Annotated in this window: 14 protein-coding genes; 7 read left to right on the top strand and 7 right to left on the bottom strand. The window is 74.5% G+C overall.

From position 1 onward, the window contains the following. Nucleotide 1 precedes the first annotated feature (1 nt). The 3 genes from O7607_RS20795 to O7607_RS20785 form a co-directional block, all read right to left on the bottom strand. Nucleotides 2-949 (bottom strand): ROK family glucokinase, encoded by a 948-nt coding sequence (locus O7607_RS20795; RefSeq protein ID WP_026267860.1) that lies wholly within the window; start codon nt 947-949, stop codon nt 2-4. Nucleotides 950-1,022: 73 nt separating this feature from the next. Beyond that, complete coding sequence (locus O7607_RS20790) at nt 1,023-1,658, bottom strand: hypothetical protein (RefSeq protein WP_269704843.1); 636 nt, start codon at nt 1,656-1,658, stop codon at nt 1,023-1,025. Between the two features lie 21 nt (nt 1,659-1,679). Next, a complete protein-coding gene (locus O7607_RS20785) occupies nt 1,680-2,156 on the bottom strand; it encodes an SRPBCC family protein (RefSeq protein ID WP_269704842.1) in 477 nt (158 codons plus the stop codon). A 166-nt stretch (nt 2,157-2,322) separates the two neighbouring features. On the opposite strand from O7607_RS20785, the gene O7607_RS20780 reads away from it, so the two are divergent. The 5 genes from O7607_RS20780 to O7607_RS20760 all read left to right on the top strand — a co-directional run bounded on the left by O7607_RS20780 (nt 2,323) and on the right by O7607_RS20760 (nt 9,273). Then, on the top strand, nt 2,323-4,125 hold the full coding sequence (locus tag O7607_RS20780; RefSeq protein WP_269704841.1) for an AMP-dependent synthetase/ligase: 1,803 nt from the start codon (nt 2,323-2,325) through the stop codon (nt 4,123-4,125). Nucleotides 4,126-4,139: 14 nt separating this feature from the next. Then, a complete protein-coding gene (locus tag O7607_RS20775; RefSeq protein WP_269704840.1) occupies nt 4,140-5,834 on the top strand; it encodes a sensor histidine kinase in 1,695 nt (564 codons plus the stop codon). 7 nt (nt 5,835-5,841) lie between these two features. Continuing rightward, nucleotides 5,842-6,510 (top strand): response regulator transcription factor, encoded by a 669-nt coding sequence (locus tag O7607_RS20770; RefSeq protein WP_013287678.1) that lies wholly within the window; start codon nt 5,842-5,844, stop codon nt 6,508-6,510. A gap of 197 nt (nt 6,511-6,707) precedes the next feature. After that, a complete protein-coding gene (locus O7607_RS20765; protein WP_269707045.1) occupies nt 6,708-7,520 on the top strand; it encodes an SAM-dependent methyltransferase in 813 nt (270 codons plus the stop codon). A gap of 76 nt (nt 7,521-7,596) precedes the next feature. Continuing rightward, nucleotides 7,597-9,273, top strand: coding sequence for a putative bifunctional diguanylate cyclase/phosphodiesterase (locus O7607_RS20760; RefSeq protein ID WP_269707044.1), 1,677 nt, complete (start codon nt 7,597-7,599; stop codon nt 9,271-9,273). A gap of 65 nt (nt 9,274-9,338) precedes the next feature. Here the strand turns inward: O7607_RS20760 and O7607_RS20755 are convergent, their stop codons facing one another. The 4 genes from O7607_RS20755 to O7607_RS20740 form a co-directional block, all read right to left on the bottom strand. Continuing rightward, entirely contained in the window at nt 9,339-10,463 is a 1,125-nt protein-coding gene (locus tag O7607_RS20755) for a glycosyltransferase family 4 protein (protein ID WP_269704839.1), read from the bottom strand. Next, a complete protein-coding gene (locus O7607_RS20750) occupies nt 10,460-11,719 on the bottom strand; it encodes a M48 family metallopeptidase (protein WP_269704838.1) in 1,260 nt (419 codons plus the stop codon). Before O7607_RS20750 ends, O7607_RS20755 begins: the two co-directional genes overlap by 4 nt. Nucleotides 11,720-11,983: 264 nt before the next feature. After that, a complete protein-coding gene (locus tag O7607_RS20745) occupies nt 11,984-12,214 on the bottom strand; it encodes a hypothetical protein (protein WP_269704837.1) in 231 nt (76 codons plus the stop codon). A gap of 205 nt (nt 12,215-12,419) precedes the next feature. Beyond that, on the bottom strand, nt 12,420-13,817 hold the full coding sequence (locus O7607_RS20740; RefSeq protein ID WP_269704836.1) for an NYN domain-containing protein: 1,398 nt from the start codon (nt 13,815-13,817) through the stop codon (nt 12,420-12,422). A gap of 127 nt (nt 13,818-13,944) precedes the next feature. Between O7607_RS20740 and O7607_RS20735 the strand changes: the two genes are divergently transcribed. Together O7607_RS20735 and O7607_RS20730 are read left to right on the top strand one after the other, a co-directional pair. Next, complete coding sequence (locus tag O7607_RS20735; RefSeq protein ID WP_269704835.1) at nt 13,945-15,699, top strand: DEDD exonuclease domain-containing protein; 1,755 nt, start codon at nt 13,945-13,947, stop codon at nt 15,697-15,699. A 128-nt stretch (nt 15,700-15,827) separates the two neighbouring features. After that, nucleotides 15,828-17,615 (top strand): RelA/SpoT family protein, encoded by a 1,788-nt coding sequence (locus O7607_RS20730; protein ID WP_269707043.1) that lies wholly within the window; start codon nt 15,828-15,830, stop codon nt 17,613-17,615. Nucleotides 17,616-17,638: the final 23 nt, after the last annotated feature.

Here is a 17,638-nt window from a genome sequence, read left to right as displayed (position 1 = left end):
GTCAGATCCGCCGGGCCAGGTCGGCGGCGCCGATCACACCGGCGGTGTTGCCCAGCTCGGCCGGGCGCACCTCGGCGACGGGCAGGCGGCTGCGCTGGGCCAGCGCGTCGGCGAACGACCGCCGGGTCGGGCCGAGCAACAGGTCACCGGCGTCGATCACGCCGCCGCCCACCACCAGCACCTGCGGGTCGAGGATCTGCGCCATGTCGGCGAGGCTGGTGCCGAGCCAGCGGCCGACCTGGGCGAACGCCTCGGTGGAGACCGGGTCGCCGCCCTTCGCGGCGGCGGTCACCATCGGGCCGGTGATCGTCTCGGCCTCGCCGCCGGCCAGCTCCAGCAACGCGGTCGCGCGGTGCGGCTCCTGCCGGGCGGCGGCGCGGGCGAAGCGGACCAGGGCGCTGCCGCTGGCGTACTGCTCGATGCAGCCCAGCCGGCCGCAGCCGCACTGGTGGCCGTCCGGCACGGTGAGCATGTGCCCCAGTTCGGCGGCGATGCCGTTGGCGCCGCGGACCAGGCCACCGCCGAGCACGATGCCGCCGCCGACGCCGGTGCCGATGGTGAACATGACCATCGAGTCGTCGGCGTCGCGGGCCGCGCCGTAGCGGAACTCCGCCCACGCGGCCACGTTCCCGTCGTTCTCCACGATCACCGGCAGGCCGGTGGCGTCGCCGACGTACGTGCGCAGCGGCTCGTCCCGCCAGGCCAGGTTCGGGGCGAACAGCACGGTGGACCGGGAGGCATCGATCCAGCCGGCGGCGCCGATGCCGACCGCCTCGACGGCGTGCCCGGCGGCCAGCTCGGTGACCACCTCGATGATGACGTCGCGGGTCTTGGCCACATCGTCGGCGGGGGTGTCCCGTCGCGTCTGCACGAGTACCGTGCCGGCGTCGTCCACGACACCGCCGGCCACCTTCGTGCCACCGACGTCGACTCCGATGGTCAGCGTCACCGCTGCCACTCCCCTCTGCTGTGCTGCCCGGGGACCGGCCGAACCGGCCGTACGGTCCCGGGATGTCCGGTGGTCAGGCCCCGTCGCCTGGTGCGTCCGCGCCCACCTCTCCGGACGCCCGCGAGGCGGGCACCACGGGACGGCCGGCCGGTGGCCGGCCCGTGCCCGGCTCCGGCGGCCCGGCGGCGTCGGCGGTGGCACCCGAATCGGCCGCGCCCTCCCCCCGGGTGGCGGCGGACCACACGTCCTGCTCGGGTGCCGGCTGAGAATCATGCCCGGTACGGGTCGCCTCGCGCCACACGTGGTCGCCGGATCCGGCCGGCGCGGCGGTTCCGTCGTCGGCGGTCCGCTCCGCCTCGGCCGGGGTGAAGGCACGCAGCAGACTGGCCACCCCGGCCGCCAGGTCCCCGGCGCCGGTGGCGAGCCGCTCGGCGAATTCCGGACTCGGGTCGCGCAACGCGGCGATACCGCGACAGACGGGGCAGACACAGCATTCCGGCGAGCCGGTGGCGAAACCGGCGGGCGCGACGGTCTCCGGGGCGGAAGCGGCACCGGGTGGGGTGTGACCGAGGACACCGGAGAGGATCCCACCGAGCGGACCCCAGGCGCCGGAGCCGGGCGCGGCGGCGGCCATCTTCGCGCCGGCGAGCAGGGTGGCGACGAGGCGCTCGGCCTCTTCCCGGGCCGAACCCGGATCAGTGGTGCCCATGGTTCGGCTCCTTCAGCGTGACTACCGGGACGAGGGTCGGGTCTCCTGCGCCGCACCGGGTGCTTCTACCCGGCGCTTGAGCTGCTTCAACGCCGCATCCATGATCATTTTCTCGGCCTTGCGGCGGAACATGCCGAGCATCGCCACGGACAGCTCCACCTCGAGCGTGTACGTCACCGTGGTCGTGCTGTCCGGGTTGCCCGCCAGGTCGTACGAGCCGCGCTGGGAGCGCTGCATCTTCGACGGGGCGACCAGGTGCCACTCGATCCGGGAGATGTCCTCCGCGTACTCGTAGGCCAGCACGTACTCGTCGGCCATCACGCCCGCGTCGAGGGTGAACCGGACCTGGCTGGCGTAGCCGTCCTCGTACTCCTCGATCACCTCGGCCGCGCGTACCGCCTCGGCCCACTCGGGATAGCTCGGGAAGTCGCAGATGACGGCCGCCACCTGGTCCGGTGACGCGCCGATGATGATCGACTGGGTGGAGGAGTCCGCCATGGGGGGAGGCTACCCGGCCGCCTCCCGGCCGGTGCCGCTCCACCCGCCGGACGGCGTCCCACCAGCCGGGCGGGCAACCTCCCTGGCAGACCCCCCGGGGTGTGCGGGTAGGTTTCGACAGAGCCGACCAGGCCGGCCCCCGCCGGTAGAGCACGAGGGAGTGCAGGTGCGCGAGTTCTCCGTCCCGCCGATCGTCACCGTCGGCGACGCGGCCAACCTGACCGACCCGGTCTGGGAAAACGCCGAGGTCGCCCCGGACACCGTGCAGTTCGTCCGCCCCGCCGCCGGGACGGGCGCGCGCGAGGAGGTGACCTGCCGCCAGTTCCGCGACGAGGTGGTGGCGGTGGCGCAGGGCCTGATCGCGGCCGGCGTCTCCCCCGGCGACCGGGTCGGCCTGATGAGCCGCACCCGCTACGAGTGGACGCTGTTCGACTACGCGATCTGGGCGGCCGGCGCGGTCACCGTGCCGATCTACGAGACCTCCAGCGCCGAGCAGGCCGCCTGGATCCTCGGCGACTCCGGCGCCGTCGCCGTGGTGGTGGAGAGCACCGCGCACGCCACCCTGGTCGCGGGCGTCCGGGACCGGCTGCCCGAGCTGCGCGAGGTCTGGCAGATCGACCTCGGCGCGGTCGACGACCTGGTCGCCGCCGGCGCGTCGGTGGACCCGGCCGAGGTGGCGACCCGCCGCTCGCTGCTCAAGGCCGACGACGTCGCCACGATCATCTACACCAGCGGCACCACCGGCCGGCCCAAGGGCTGCGTGCTGACCCACCGCAACATCTACACCGACATCGCCAACGCCGTGCCGGTGCTGCCGAACCTGTTCCGCCAGGGCGCCTCGACGCTGCTGTTCCTGCCGCTCGCGCACGCGTTCGCCCGGCTCATCCAGGTCGGCGTGGTGCACGCCCGGGCCACCATGGCGCACTGCGCGGACACCAAGAACCTGGTCGCCGAGCTGCAGGACTTCAAGCCGACGTTCGTGCTCTCCGTACCCCGGGTCTTCGAGAAGGTCTACAACGGCGCGCGGCAGAAGGCCGAGGCCGAGGGCAAGGGCAAGATCTTCGACCGCGCGGAGAAGGTCGCCATCGCGTGGAGCGAGGCGCAGGAGCTGCCGGGCGGTCCCGGCCTGGGCCTGCGCGCGCAGCACGCCCTCTTCGACAAGCTGGTCTACCGCAAGCTGCGGGCGGCGATGGGCGGCCGGTGCCGCGACGCCATCTCCGGGGGCGCGCCGCTCGGCGCGCGGCTCGGGCACTTCTTCCGCGGCGTCGGGGTGACCATCTGCGAGGGGTACGGCCTCACCGAGACCTCGCCGGCCGCCGCCGCCAACCTGCCCACCGGCACCCGGATCGGCACCGTCGGCCGCCCGCTGCCCGGCGTCACCATCCGGATCGACGACGACGGCGAGGTGCTGATCGCCGGCGACATCGTCTTCCAGGGCTACTGGCACAACGACGCGGCCACCGCCGAGGCGATCAGCGCCGACGGCTGGTTCCGCACCGGCGACCTCGGGCACCTCGACGACGACGGCTACCTGAGCATCACCGGCCGCAAGAAGGAGATCATCGTGACCGCCGGCGGCAAGAACGTCGCCCCGGCGGTGCTCGAGGACCAGGTACGGGCGCACCCGCTGATCAGCCAGTGCGTGGTGGTCGGCGACCGGCAGCCGTTCATCGCCGCCCTGGTCACCATCGACGAGGAGGCGCTGCCGAAGTGGCTGGCCGGGCAGGGGCGCCCGGAGACCACGAGCATCGCCGAGCTGCGCGAGGACGCGGCGCTGCGCGCCGAGGTGCAGTCCGCGATCGACCAGGCCAACCAGGCGGTCTCCAAGGCCGAGGCGATCAAGGTGTTCCGGATCCTGCCGCAGGACTTCACCGAGACCACCGGCGAGCTGACCCCGTCGCTGAAGGTGAAGCGTCAGGTCGTGCACAAGACGTACGCCTCGGAGATCGCCGAGATCTACCGGGGCTGACTACCATCCGTCACGTGCCCGCCTCCACATCCCGCCAGCCGTCGACGCAGCCCCTCGCGGCGGCGGCTCGCGCGGTCCTCCTCGCGCTGGTCGCCGCCCTGACCCTGTTCGCCACCCGCGACGCCACCCAGCTCTGGTGGATCGCGCTGCTGGGCGTCGCCGGCCTGCCCGCCGTGCTCGCCCCCCAACACCGGCTGCTCGCCCCGATCAGCCGCTTCGCCGAGGTAGTGGTGCTCGGGCTGGCCGCCAGCCAGGTCGCCGCCGACACCCACCTGTCCGGCGTGACCGGCGGGCTGGGCGCCTCGGCGGTGCTGCCGTACCTCGCCGTGCCGGTCACCGTGACCGCGCTGAGCCGCCGCTTCCGCGAGGGCGCCGCGCTGCTCGCGGTGGCGGCGGCGACGCTGCTGGCCAGCGCCGCGTTCACCCAGGTCGACGGCGGGCCGCAGCTCGGCCAGGTCGGCTACCTCGCGGTCTGCGCCCAGTGGCTGATCCTGGCCGGGCTCGGCCTCTACACCGCCGGCACGCTGCAGCGCGTCATGCGGGTGCGCGGCGAGGGCAAACCCCAGCCGTACGCCGAGGCGACCCGCCTGCTCACCCAGCTGCGGACGGTCGCCCGCCAGCTGCCCGGCGCCACGCTGGACCCGGGCGGCATCTCCGAGCACCTGCTGGAGGAGCTGCGGGTGGTCGCCAAGACCGACCGGGGCGCGGTGCTGTCCGCCAGCGGCGGCGGCCGGCTGGTGGTGCTCGCGCAGATCGGCGCGGACCGGGTCGACTGGGAGACCACGCTCGACGCCGACTCGGCCATCGCCGACGCCTGGGCCAGCCAGCAGCCGACCGTCTCGGCCCGCTCGCAGGCCCGGTCCCGGCACTCCGGTGAGGTCTCCGCGCTGATCGTCCCGCTGGTGGCGGGCGTACGCACGGTCGGCCTGGTGGTGATCGAGGCGGACACCGCCGCCGCGTACCCGCCGCCGGTGGTGTCCCGGGTCACGGCGCTGACCGGCCCGGCGGCGCTGCGGCTGGAGGCGGCGCTGCTCTTCGACGAGGTGCGCTCGCTGGCGACGAACGAGGAGCGGCAGCGGCTGGCCCGGGAGATCCACGACGGAGTCGCCCAGGAGCTGGTCATGGTCGGGTACGGCATCGACAACGCGCTGGCCACCGTGCACGAGGACGCCGAGGAGACCGCCGACTCGCTGCGGACGCTGCGCCATGAGGTCACCCGGGTGATCACCGAGCTGCGGCTGAGCCTGTTCGAGCTGCGCAGCGAGGTGGACCGGCACGGTGGCCTGGCCGCCGCCATCGCCGAGTACGCCCGCACCGTCGGCGCGTCCGGCGGCCTGCGGGTGCACCTGTCGCTGGACGAGTCCACCGCCCGGCTGCCCGCCGCCACCGAGGCCGAGTTGCTGCGCATCGCGCAGGAGGCGGTGACCAACGCGCGCAAGCACGCCGGCGCGTCGAACCTGTGGGTCACGTGCGAGGTGGATCCCCCGTACACCCGAATCGAAGTGTCGGATGACGGTCACGGCATCGGTGACCAGCGCCCGGACGGGCACTATGGCCTTGCGATCATGGCCGAGAGGGCGGAACGTATCCGGGGCCGGTTGGAGATCAGGCCGCGGCAGCCGAGTGGGACGACTGTGGCGGTGGTGCTCGGTTCGTCGCCCCGGCGCGATAAGGTGCGCGGCAGCGCCGCAGCAGCAGAAGGGGAGTAACCCGAGGATGACCAGCAGTCCGACACCGGCCACCCGTACCAAGGTTCTCCTTGTCGACGACCACGACCTCATCCGCAAGGGGCTGCGTCACGCGTTCGAGCGCGACCGCCAGTTCGAGGTCGTGGGCGAGGCGGCCACCGCGGCGGAGGGCGTGCGCCAGGCCGGCGCGCTCCAGCCCGACGTGGTGATCATGGACCTCCGCCTGCCCGACGGCAGCGGCCTGGAGGCCACCCGCGCCCTGCGCAAGTCCAGCGCGTCCATGGGCATCGTCGTGCTCACCATGTACGCCGGCGACGACCAGCTCTTCGGCGCCCTGGAGGCGGGGGCGAGCGCGTTCGTGCCGAAGACCGCCCCGGCCGACGAGGTGGTGGCCGCCGCCCGGCACGCCGCCTCCTCCCCCAGCGCGTTCACCGCGGCCGACCTGGCCGAGGCGATGAAGCGCCGGCTGGCGCCGTCCGGCCCGCAGCTGTCCCCCCGCGAGGGCCAGGTGCTGCGGCTGCTCGCCGACGGCATGAGCGTGGCCGGCATCGCCAAGCAGCTGTTCGTCAGCGAGTCGACGGCCAAGACCCACATCTCCAAGCTCTACGAGAAGCTGGGCGCCGCCAACCGGGCGCAGGCCCTGATGACCGCGCTGCGGCTGGGGCTGCTCGAGGCCCCGGACGCACCCAAGTTCTGAGGCGTACCGCCGGAAGAGGCCCCGTCCACCACGGACGCGGGCCTCTCGGCGTACCCGGTCGCGGCATGGTCGCGCACTGTGAACGGCCGGACGCACAGTGACGGCGGTCTTTGCAGCGCGACGGCGGAGGGGCAGAATACGCGGGTGATCCGCGCGGCGGTGACGACCGCGTGTCGCCGACACCCGAGGGGCAGGACATGCAGCGGCCGGACTGGGCACCGGAGACGATCGACATCGAGCGCCCCAGCGTCGCCCGCATGTACGACTACTATCTCGGCGGCTCGCACAACTTCGCCGCCGACCGGGCGGCCGCCCGCGCGATGGTGGAGGCGGTGCCGGAGGCGCCGCTGATGGCACAGGCCAACCGCGCGTTCCTGCGCCGGGCGGTGCAGTACCTCGCTCAGGCCGGCATCCGTCAGTTCCTCGACATCGGCTCCGGCATCCCGACCGTCGGCAACGTGCACGAGATCGCCCAGCGGATCGACAGGGAGTCGCGGGTGGTCTACGTCGACGTCGACCCAGTGGCCGTGGCGCACAGCCAGGAGATCCTGGCCGGCAACGAGCACGCCACGGTTCTCCAGGAGGACCTGCGTAACCCGGAGGCGATCCTGACCCACCCGGAGGTCACCCGGCTGCTCGACTTCAGCCGGCCGGTCGCCGTGATGATCGTGGCGGTGCTGCACTTCGTCCCGGACGCCGACCGCCCGGAGGAGATCCTGCGGACGCTGCGCGCGGCGCTGGCGCCCGGCAGCCACCTGGTGCTCTCCCAGGCCAGCGAGGACGGCCGCGCCGGCACCGGCGAGCGGGCCGAGGCGGAGCGGGTCTACCGGCGCACCGACAGCCAGCTCTGGATCCGCAGCCGGGCCGAGATGACCGCGCTGTTCGACGGCTTCGAGCTGGTCGACCCGGGCGTGGTGTGGGTGCCGCAGTGGCGGCCGGACTCCCCCGACCAGGCGGAGAACGCCGAGCGGGCCGTCTTCATGGGCGGGGTCGGGCGGCTCGGTGGGTGACGACGCGACCCGCTGCCGGCCCGGCGTGTTCGCCCGGGCCTGGGCCAAGGCGGTGTCCGGCACCAGCTACCTGCCGATGACGCAGTCGCAGCTGGAGGAGATCCTGCAACGGCTCACCGACCGGCTGGCCCAGGCGATGCGCGCCGAACCGTTCGACCTGCGGATCGGCCAGCACGTCGGCGCGGAGCTGGTCCAGGCGCACATCGCCTCCGCGGAGGGCCTGGGTCGCACCGTCGAGGTGATCCAGCTGCGCCTGGTCCGCGACCTCGACCTGGTCGTCGACGACGTCGAGGACCGGATGGCCCGGCTGCTCGCCACCGTCGCCACCGGCTACGCCCGGGCCCTGCGCGACCGCACGCTGGACGAGCAGGAGTCCATCCGCCGGGCCGCCATGATGGCCCGTGCGCAGGCGGAACGGGCGCTGCGCGACAGCGAGGCCCGGTTCCGGCACCAGGCCACCCACGACCCGCTCACCGGCCTGCCGAACCGCACCCTGTTCACCGAACGGCTGACCGCCGCGATCACCGCGCCGGGGCGGGGCGCCGACCGGATCGGCGTGTGCTTCCTCGACCTGGACCGGTTCAAGGTCGTCAACGACTCCCTCGGCCACCAGGTCGGCGACTCGCTGCTGGTGACGGTGGCCCAGCGCCTGCACGGGGCGCTCGGTGAACACCTGGTCGCCCGGCTCGGCGGCGACGAGTTCGTGATCCTGGTCGAGCGCAGCGCCGGCACCGACGACGCGGTGAAGGTCGCCGAGACGGCGCTCGCCGCGGTACGCGAGCCGGCGCTCGTCGACGGCCACGAGCTGACCGTGTCCGCGAGCATCGGCATCGTGGAGCGCCCGGTCGCGGGCACCTCGCCGATGGACCTGATGCGCGCTGCCGACAGCACCCTGCACTGGGCCAAGGCCGCCGGCGGGGCCCGCTGGTCGCTGTTCGACGCCGACCGCAACCGCCGCGAGCTGGCCCGGTACGCGCTGTCCGCGGCGATCCCCGCCGCGCTGGACCGGGGCGAGTTCTACCTCGACTACCAGCCGCTGACGTCGCTGCGCGACGGGCGGGTGCTCGGCATGGAGGCGCTGGTGCGGTGGCGTCACCCGGAGCTGGGTGTGCTGCGGCCGGACAGCTTCATCCCGCTGGCCGAGGAGACCGGGTTGATCGTCCGGCTCGGCAGCTGGGTGCTGGCCGAGGCGTGCCGCGAGGCGGGCACCTGGCCGGGCGGGGACGCCGACGCGCCGTTCGTCAGCGTCAACCTCGCGGTACGGCAGCTGCACCGCACCGACCTGGTGACCGAGGTACGCGGTGTGCTGGGGCGCACCGGCCTGCCGCCGCACCGGCTGCAACTGGAGATCACCGAGAGCACCATGATGAGCACCGTGGTCGAGCCGGTACGAGCGCTACGGGTGCTCGGTGACCTCGGGGTCCGGGTCGCCATCGACGACTTCGGCACCGGTTACTGCAACCTCGCGTACCTGCGGGACCTGCCGGTCGACGAGCTGAAGGTGGCGGGCGAGTTCGTGACCGGCCTGCGCGCCCCGGGCAGTCGTACCGACGAGCGGATCCTCGCCTCGCTCGTCTCGCTGGCGCACGCGCTGGACCTCACCGTCACCGCCGAGGGCGTGGAGACGGCCGACCAGGCCGACCGGCTGCGCGCGATCGGCTGCGACGCCGGGCAGGGCTGGCACTTCGGCCGCCCCGGGCCGGCCGCGCCGCACCTGGGCCGGGTGCCCGCCCACGTCGACGCGGTCTCCTGAGCCGGGCCGGCGCGCCTCCCGGCCCGGCCGCGGTTTCCGGCCCGTCCGGCCCGTCCGGCTCGCGGTCAGCCGGCCAGCAGGGCGGCCATCCGCTGCGCCTGCGTCTCCCAGCGCCACTCCCGCTCCACCCAGGCGCGGCCGGCGGCGCCGAACTGCCGGGCCAGGTCCCGGTCGGCGAGCAGCGTGGCCACCCGGTCGGCGAGCTGGGCCACGTCCCGGCCGCCGACCACGTACCCGGTCTCCCCCTCGCGGACCGCGTCCGGGGCGCCGCCGGAGTCACCGGCCACCACCGGCAGCCCGGTCGCGCTCGCCTCCAGGTAGACGATCCCGAGGCCCTCCACGTCCAGGCCCCGGTTGCGGGTGCGGCACGGCATCGCGTACACGTCGCCGGCCGCGTAGTGGGCGGGCAGCTCGGCCGAGGGCACCGAACCGGTGAAGACCACGTCGCGTTCCAGCCCGGTCTGCCGGGCCAGCTTCTCCAGCGTCGAGCGGTACGGGCCACCGCCGACCACGAGCAGCGCGGCGTCGGGCACCCGGCGGCGGATCTCCGGCAGCGCGCGGATCAGCATGTCCTGGCCCTTGCGGGGCACCAGCCGCGACACGCACACCACCACCGGCCGGTCGGCCAGCCCGAGCCGCGACCGGACCGGCCCGCCGTCGACCTCCGGGTGGTAGGTGTCCACGTCCACACCGGGGGCGAGGCGCCGCAACTCGGTCAGCCCGTCCAGCACGCGGGCCAGCCGCGCCCGGGTGTACTCGCCGAGGTAGGTGGTCACGTCGACGCCCCGGCCGATCCGGCGCAGCGCCGAGCGGGCCCCGGGCAGCGCCGCCCAGCCGACCTCGTGCCCGTGGGTCAGCGCCACCGCCCGGCGGATCCCGGCCCGGCGCCGCAGGCCCGCGGCGAGCAGCCCCAGCGGGGCCGCCGCGCCGAACCAGACGGTGTCGCAGTCGTACGCGCGGGCCAGCCGCGCCGCCCGCCGGGCGATCAGCGGGGTGGGCAGCAGCACCCGGGTCCGTTCCCGGACCACCTCGAACGGCTGGTCGGCGTCGAACTTCTCCGCCCCGCGCCAGCTCGACGCGTAGACCACCACCGAGCCGGGCGGCTGGCGTACCGCGAGGTTGTGCACGAACGACTGGATGCCGCCGGGGCGCGGCGGGAAGTCGTTGGTGATCAGCAAGGTGCGGCTCATCGGCCCGGCTCCCTGGCGTAGGCGCGGGCGGCTGCCATCCGCTCGACTGTGGACGGGTGGGTCGCCGACCAGAGGCGCTCCCAGCGCGGCGGGTCGGGGTCGGCCAGGTTGACCCCGGCGAGCCGGCGCTGCATCGCCTCGAACGTCGCCGGGTCGCCGGTGAGCGCCAGCGCGTGGGCGTCGGCGCGGGCCTCGATCCGGCGCGAGACCAGCGCCTGCGCCGGGGTGGCGAGCAGCCCGGCGACCGTGACCAGCGCGATCAGCAGCGGGAACGCCCGCGGCTGGGCGATCGAGTCGACACCGGCGAGCCGCAGCAACGGCGTCCAGGACCCGACCAGGTAGAGCGCCACCACGGCGGCGGCGGCGCCGAGCGCGCCGAGCAGCGTACCGGTCCACACGTCGCGGTCCTTGGCGTGGCCCAGCTCGTGGGCGACCACGCTCGTCACCTCCGCCGGTTCCGCCTCGCGCAGCAACGTGTCGTAGACGACCACCCGCCGCGTCGGGCCGAGCCCGGAGACGTACGCGTTCACCGCACTGGTACGCCGGGACGCGTCGGCGACGAGCACGTCACGCACCGGTACGCCGTCCCGGGCGGCCATCGCGGTCAGCTCGCTGCGCAGCGGGCCCGGCTCCATCGGGGTGAACCGGTTGAACACCGGCTCGACGAGCACCGGCAGCACGAACGACAGCACCACCACCAGGGCCGCCGCGCCGGCCGCGCCGAACGCCCACCACCAGCGCGGGGCGAGCCGCACCACGGTGTAGAAGCCGAGCAGGACCAGCGCGCCGATCACGGCGCTGACCGCGTACGACTTGAGCAGGTCGACCGCCCAGCCACCCCAGCTCTGGGTGCTGAGCTCGTAGCGGACCAGCACGGTGCGCCGCCAGGCCGCGAACGGCAGCGTGAGCAGGTCGGCGAGGAACATGACGGCGAGCCCGCCGAGCACCGCCTGCGCGATCCAGTGCCCGCCGAAGGGCCGGCCGACCAGTTCGACCAGGCGCCCGCCCAGCGGGGTCAGCCCGAGCAGCACCGCCACCACCAGCCCGACCGCCAGCGCCGACCAGGCCGCCGGGCGCAGCGCGCCGTGGAACGCCCGGCCCCGGGTCACCTGCTCGGCCGGAAGGTCACGCAGGGCCGCGAGCTGGTCGGCGCGGGGCGCCGGCGGCCGGCTCCACGGCACCAGCACGGCGACCGTCACGAGCAGTGCGACCACCAGGCCGCCCAGGGTCAGCAGCGCCCAGGCGCGCGGGGTCACCGACCCACCCCGCCGTCGTGCCCCGTCCGCGTCATGCCGCTCCCCTCCCACCGTGACCGCCCATCCTATTGCCCGGCCGCGCAAGCGGGACCGCCGTGCCCGCCACGCGGTCCCCACCGCCCCGCCCTCGCCCCGCGCGCGCCGATCTTGGAGTTGTGGCGCCTCACAAGGCTCACCAAAGCGGCATTCTGGGCGCCACAACTCCAAGATCGATGGCCCTTGTCGGGTCGAGGACGAGCGGCGGGCGGCGGGCGGCGGGCGGCGTCAGGCGACCCGGCGGCGACGGCCGGGGCGGCGGGGCATCGGCGCCGGCGCCTCGGCAGGCGCCGGCCGCAGCACCTCGACCTCGAACCCGGCCCGCGCGAACACCTCGATCGCCCGCTGCTCTGCCGGTCCGAGGTCGGCCGCGGCCGGGTCCGAGTCGAGCAGCGCGGTCACCAGGCAGCCGGAGCAGCCGGCGCCGCGGTTGCCGCAGGTGTCGCAGTCGATGAGCATCAACGCCTCCTGACGGGTCGCCGGTGGCGCTCGGGGAAGGAACCACCACCGTCGGTCACCGGAACGCTAACGCCGGGGTACGACAGAACCGGACAACGAGGCAGCACCCGCCGCGAACCAGAACCAGTACGCCGAAGTGGCGCGATCAGCACGCGCCCGACCCCACCACTCCCCCGATCTGGAGTCGATCAAGCGGGGGCGGCGGTCAGGAACGGGCCAGGCGCCGCAGCAGCGAGTCGGCGCCCAGCGGGTACGCGCCGTGCCGGCGTACCCCGTCGGCGACCTCGCGGTCGGAGGAGACCACCACCACCGGCCGCCCGGCCGGCTCGGCGCGGACCAGCCGGCGGATCAGCTCGTCGGCGGTCTCCCCCTTGCGGGAGAACAGCACCCGCACGCCGCGCGGCGCCGGGGGCAGTCCGTGGATCCGCTCGGCGCCGTCGAACACGACGGTGACCTCGTCCCCGGTCTGCGCGGCGATCCCGCCCAGCCCGGTGATCAGCCGCTTGCGCTGCTGCTCCAGCGACATCTCGCCGAAGCCGCGCTTGGTCACGTTGTAGCCGTCCACCACCAGGTGCGCCCGCGGGAGCGCGAGCAACTGGTCGAGGCGGGCCGGGTCGTCGGTGTCGCGGGCCCGCGTCGACGGGCCCGCCGGGGCGGCGCCCGGCTGCTCGGCGAACGCGTCGGCGACGAAGTCGGCGGGGAGCTTGTCCACCGGGTCGAGCGCCAGCTCGCGGCGCAGCCCCACGGCGGCCTGGCCGATCGTCTCCAGCAGCAGCCACAGCCGCGCGTCGTCGACCGAGCGGGCCTCCTTGGCGCTGGCCCGGGCCACCCCGGCGGCGGCCTCCGCCTCGGCCAGCCGGGCCCGGGCGCGGCGCAGCTCGGCGTCCGCGTCGGCGGCGGCACGCGCCGCCCGTCCCCGCTCGGTGGCGAGCATCTCGGTGGCCTTGCGCTCCCGGGCCTGGGTCTCCCGCAGGGTACGGGTCAACTGGCGGGCCTCCTCGCGCAGCTGACCCAGTTCCTCCCGGACCCGGGCCAGCTCGTCGCGCAGCTTCTCCGCCTCGACCCGGGCCACCGCACGGTCGTGCTCGGCGCGGGCGGCCCGCTGTTCGGCCTCGCGGACCAGCTCGGCCACGACCGCGCTGTCCGCCTCGGCGCGTACCGCCTCGCCGCTGGCGTCGATCAGTTCCCGCCAGCCCCGGGGCCGGGCCAGGTAGGCCAGGGCGGCCACCTCGACCGGGTCGGCGGCGGCGGGCGCGGTGCCCTCGACCACCGCCGCGCCGAGGTCACCGGCGTCGGCGAGCACCCGGGCGGTGATCCGCTGCCGGAACAGCGGGTCGGCGGTGAGCTGGGCGGCGATGGCGGGCGCGCCGAGGCGGGCCCGGCGGTTGGGGGCGAACTTGGCGACCCGCCGCAGCGGCACCGGCACCTCGTCGGCGGGCAGGCCGGGCAGCACGGCGGCGGTCAGCGTGACGATCCGCTGCCGGACCGGCTCGGGCAGCACGGGCTCGGGCTCGACGGCGGGCGGCGCGTCCTCCTCGGCGGGCACGCCGACCACCGGCTCCTCCACGGAGGAGTGGTCGTCGTGCGGCTCGATGAGGGGCATGAGGCAAGTCTCCCACCCCGAACGGGCCCACCGCCCGGTGAGTGAGCTGATCTCTCATCGTACCCCCGTGGTATCTCCTGGGGCCGCAGTGACAGGAGTGTCGGACCGTGCCGCTAGCGTCCCGCGGGTGACACGAGCGGAGTACGTCCAGGAGTCGCTGGCCGGCCTGGACCCGGCGGGCAGCGGTGTCGACCCGGCGCTGCCGCTCTACGCGACCACCTTCGTGGTGGTCGACCTGGAGACCACCGGCGGCGCGCCCGACGGCGGCGGGATCACCGAGATCGGCGCGGTGAAGGTGCGCGGCGGTGAGGAGCTGGGCGTGCTCGCCACGCTGGTCAACCCGGGCGTGCCGATCCCGCCGTTCATCACCGTGCTCACCGGCATCACCCAGGCCATGCTGCTGCCCGCCCCGCCGATCGAGCAGGTGCTGCCGAGTTTTCTCGAGTTCGTCAGCGACGCCGTGCTGGTCGCCCACAACGCGCCGTACGACGTGGGTTTCCTCAAGGCGGCCTGCGCGAAGCACGGCTACCGCTGGCCCAACCCCCGGGTGCTGGACACGGCCGCGCTGGCCCGGCGGGTGCTCACCCGCGACGAGGTGCCCAACCGCAAGCTGGGCACGCTCGCCGCCTACTTCCGCACCGCGACCCAGCCCACCCACCGGGCGCTGGACGACGCCAAGGCCACCGTCGACGTGCTGCACGGGCTGATCGGCCGCCTCGGCGGGCACCGGGTCGGCACGGTCGGCGAGGCGATCGAGTTCGCCCGCGCGGTCACCCCCACCCAGCGCCGCAAGCGGCACCTCGCCGACGGGCTGCCAAAGGTGCCGGGCGTCTACATCTTCCGGGCCGCCGACGACCGGCCGCTCTACGTCGGCACGTCCGGCGACATCGCCACCCGGGTCCGCAGCTACTTCACCGCCGCGGAGAAGCGGGCCCGGATCTCCGAGATGCTCGCCGCCGCCGAGCGGGTGGAGGCGGTCGAGTGCGCCCACTCGCTGGAGGCCGAGGTCCGGGAGCTGCGGCTGATCGCGGCGCACGCGCCGCCGTACAACCGCCGGTCGAAGTATCCGGAGCGCCAGGTGTGGCTGAAGCTCACCGACGAGGCGTACCCCCGGTTGTCGATCGTGCGCGGCATCACGCCCACCGACACGGCCTACCTGGGGCCGTTCCGGTCCCGGCAGGCGGCGGAGCTGGCCGCCGCCGGTTTCCACGACGCGGTGCCGCTGCGGCAGTGCACGCACCGGCTCTCCCGGCGCACCACCATGCCGGCCTGCGCGCTGGCCGAGCTGGGTCGCTGCCCGGCGCCCTGCGAGCACCGGATCACCCCCGAGGAGTACGACGACGCGGCGGCGACGCCGTTCCGCACCGCCACCAGTGACGACCCCGGCGTGGTGGTGGACGCGTTGCTCGCCCGCATCGAGGCGCTGTCGGCCGCCCAGCGGTACGAGGAGGCGGCGGTGGCCCGCACCCGGCTGGTGGCGGTGCTGCGCGCGGCGGTCCGGATGCAGCGGCTGGCCGCGTTGACCGGCATCGCCGAGCTGGCCGCCGCCCGTCCGGCCGCCCGGGGCGGCTGGGAGCTGGCTCTGGTGCGGCACGGCCGGCTCGCCGGGGCCGGGGTGTCCCCGCCGGGTGTCCACCCGCGACCCACCATCGCCGCGATCCGGGCCACCGCCGAGACCGTGCTGCCCGGGCACGGTCCGGTGCCGGCCGCGACCGCCGAGGAGACCGAGCGGATCCTGTCCTGGTTGGAACGACCGGAGACCCGGCTGGTCGAGGCGACCGCCGGATGGGCGTCTCCGGTGGCCGGCGCGGGGCGTTTCCGCGATCTGCTGACGAAGGCGGAGAACGGCGGATCCCACAAACTCTCGACCGAACGCTCATGACCAACTGACCGATCGGACTACCTCGGCTCCCTTAGTCTGTTAAAGGAGTGCAGACCTGCCCGTTTCGCGGGCTCTGCTCCCGGCCGCCGGTTTCGGTGGCCGAGGGCCGGGGTGAGGAGGTGTCCCAGGTGGACGTCGACGCCGGACACGGCGCCGCCCTGGGTGGCGCGCTCCCGACCCAGGGCGAACTGCCGCTCACCCGCCGCCTGCGTTCCCTGCTCACCTGGCCCACCGCCGACGGGGATCCGGTGACCACACTGGTCCGGGCCCATCGGGGCATCCACCCGAGCGCCGACGCCTCGGTGCTGCGCCGGGCCTACACGATCGCCGAGAACATGCACCGCGGCCAGTTCCGCAAGAGCGGCGAGCCGTACATCACCCACCCGCTGGCGGTGGCGCAGATCTGCGCCGACCTCGGCATGGACACCATCACGCTGGTCGCCGCGCTGCTGCACGACACGGTGGAGGACACCCGCTACACGCTGCAGGCGCTCCAGGAGGACTTCGGCCGCGAGGTCGCCCACCTGGTCGACGGGGTGACCAAGTTCGACAAGGCGTTCTACGGCAAGGCCGCCGAGGCGGAGACCGTCCGCAAGATGATCGTGGCGGCCGGCAAGGACGTCCGGGTGCTGGTGATCAAGCTGGCCGACCGGCTGCACAACATGCGGACGCTCGGCGTCCGCTCGGCCGCCTCCCGGGAGCGGATCGCCCGCAAGACCCAGGAGGTGCTGGTCCCGCTCTGCGACCGGCTGGGCATCCAGACCCTCAAACGCGAGCTGGACGACGTGGTGCTGCTGCACCTGCGACCGGAGGAGCACGCGCGGATCGCGCGGTTCGTGCACGACCGGCCCGGCTGGGACGCCTACCTCGCCGACGTGGTGGCCCGCACCCGGGTGGCGCTGCGCCGCAACCGGGTCGACGCCGACGTGTCCCCCCGCCCGCGGCACCTCTACTCGATCTGGAAGGACACGGTCGCCGGCGACCACGCCGCCCCGTTCGACCTGCCCCGCATCGCGATCGTGGTGGACGGCCCGGCGACCGACTGTTACGCCGCCTTGGGCGCCGTGCACGGGCTGTGGCGGCCGGTGCCGGGCCGGTTCAAGGACTTCATCGCCTCCCCGAAGAACAACCTCTACCGGTCCCTGCACACGAGTGTCTGCGGCCCGCAGGACCGCACCGTCGAGGTGCTGATCCGCACCACCGAGATGCACCGCTCCGCGGAGTACGGCGTGGCCGCCCACTACCGCTTCCCCCGGGCCGCGGGCCGGGCCGCCGACCGCGCGGACGAGCTGGCCTGGCTGCGCCGGGTGCTCGACTGGGAGCAGGAGACGGTCGACCCGACCCAGTTCATGGAGTCGCTGCGCTGCGACCTGTCCGAGGCGCAGATCCAGGTGGTGGCCGACGGGCGGCAGGTGGTGCTGCCGGCCGGCGCGACCCCTGTCGACCTCGCGTACGAGCTGGGCACCGAGCGCGGCGACCACTGCCTGGCCGCCCGGATCAACGGCCGGCTCGCGCCGCTGTCCTCCGAACTGGAGGAGGGCGACGTGGTGGAGATCTTCACCGAGAACGACGCGGAGAGCGGCTTCGAGGCGGACGTGGCCCCGCGTGGCCCGCGCCGGGAGTGGCTGGGCTTCGTGAAGTCCCCGCACGCCCAGATGCAGATCAACCGCTGGTTCGCCGAGCACACCGAGCCGGGCATCTCGATCGCCGACAAGGTCCGGCTCGGCCGGGCCTCGATCGGCCTGGCGTTGCGCAAGCACAACCGGGGCCTGGCCAGCGACCTGCCGCTGCTGCGGCTGTCCGAGGAACTGGGCTACCCCGACCTGGAGACGCTGCTGGTGGCGGTCTTCGACCGCACCGTCGAGCCGGACACGGTGGTCGAACAGTTGATCGATCTGGTCGACCACAGGCAGTAGACGGAGCCGGTTCGCGCCGGGAC

This window comes from Micromonospora sp. WMMA1949 (assembly GCF_027460145.1).
Classification (GTDB): Bacteria; Actinomycetota; Actinomycetes; order Mycobacteriales; family Micromonosporaceae; genus Micromonospora.
Note: the sequence above shows the minus strand (reverse complement) of the source record. Positions and strands in the feature narration are given on the sequence as shown.

Excerpts from the sequence above, each read along its gene's own strand:
- O7607_RS20770 (WP_013287678.1), top strand. The coding sequence starts at position 5,842 with ATGACCAGCAGTCCGACACCGGCCACCCGTACCAAGGTTCTCCTTGTC.
- O7607_RS20785 (WP_269704842.1), bottom strand. The coding sequence starts at position 2,156 with ATGGCGGACTCCTCCACCCAGTCGATCATCATCGGCGCGTCACCGGAC.
- O7607_RS20745 (WP_269704837.1), bottom strand. The coding sequence starts at position 12,214 with ATGCTCATCGACTGCGACACCTGCGGCAACCGCGGCGCCGGCTGCTCC.
- O7607_RS20740 (WP_269704836.1), bottom strand. The coding sequence starts at position 13,817 with ATGCCCCTCATCGAGCCGCACGACGACCACTCCTCCGTGGAGGAGCCG.
- O7607_RS20755 (WP_269704839.1), bottom strand. The coding sequence starts at position 10,463 with ATGAGCCGCACCTTGCTGATCACCAACGACTTCCCGCCGCGCCCCGGC.
- O7607_RS20765 (WP_269707045.1), top strand. The coding sequence starts at position 6,708 with ATGCAGCGGCCGGACTGGGCACCGGAGACGATCGACATCGAGCGCCCC.
- O7607_RS20760 (WP_269707044.1), top strand. The coding sequence starts at position 7,597 with ATGACGCAGTCGCAGCTGGAGGAGATCCTGCAACGGCTCACCGACCGG.
- O7607_RS20790 (WP_269704843.1), bottom strand. The coding sequence starts at position 1,658 with ATGGGCACCACTGATCCGGGTTCGGCCCGGGAAGAGGCCGAGCGCCTC.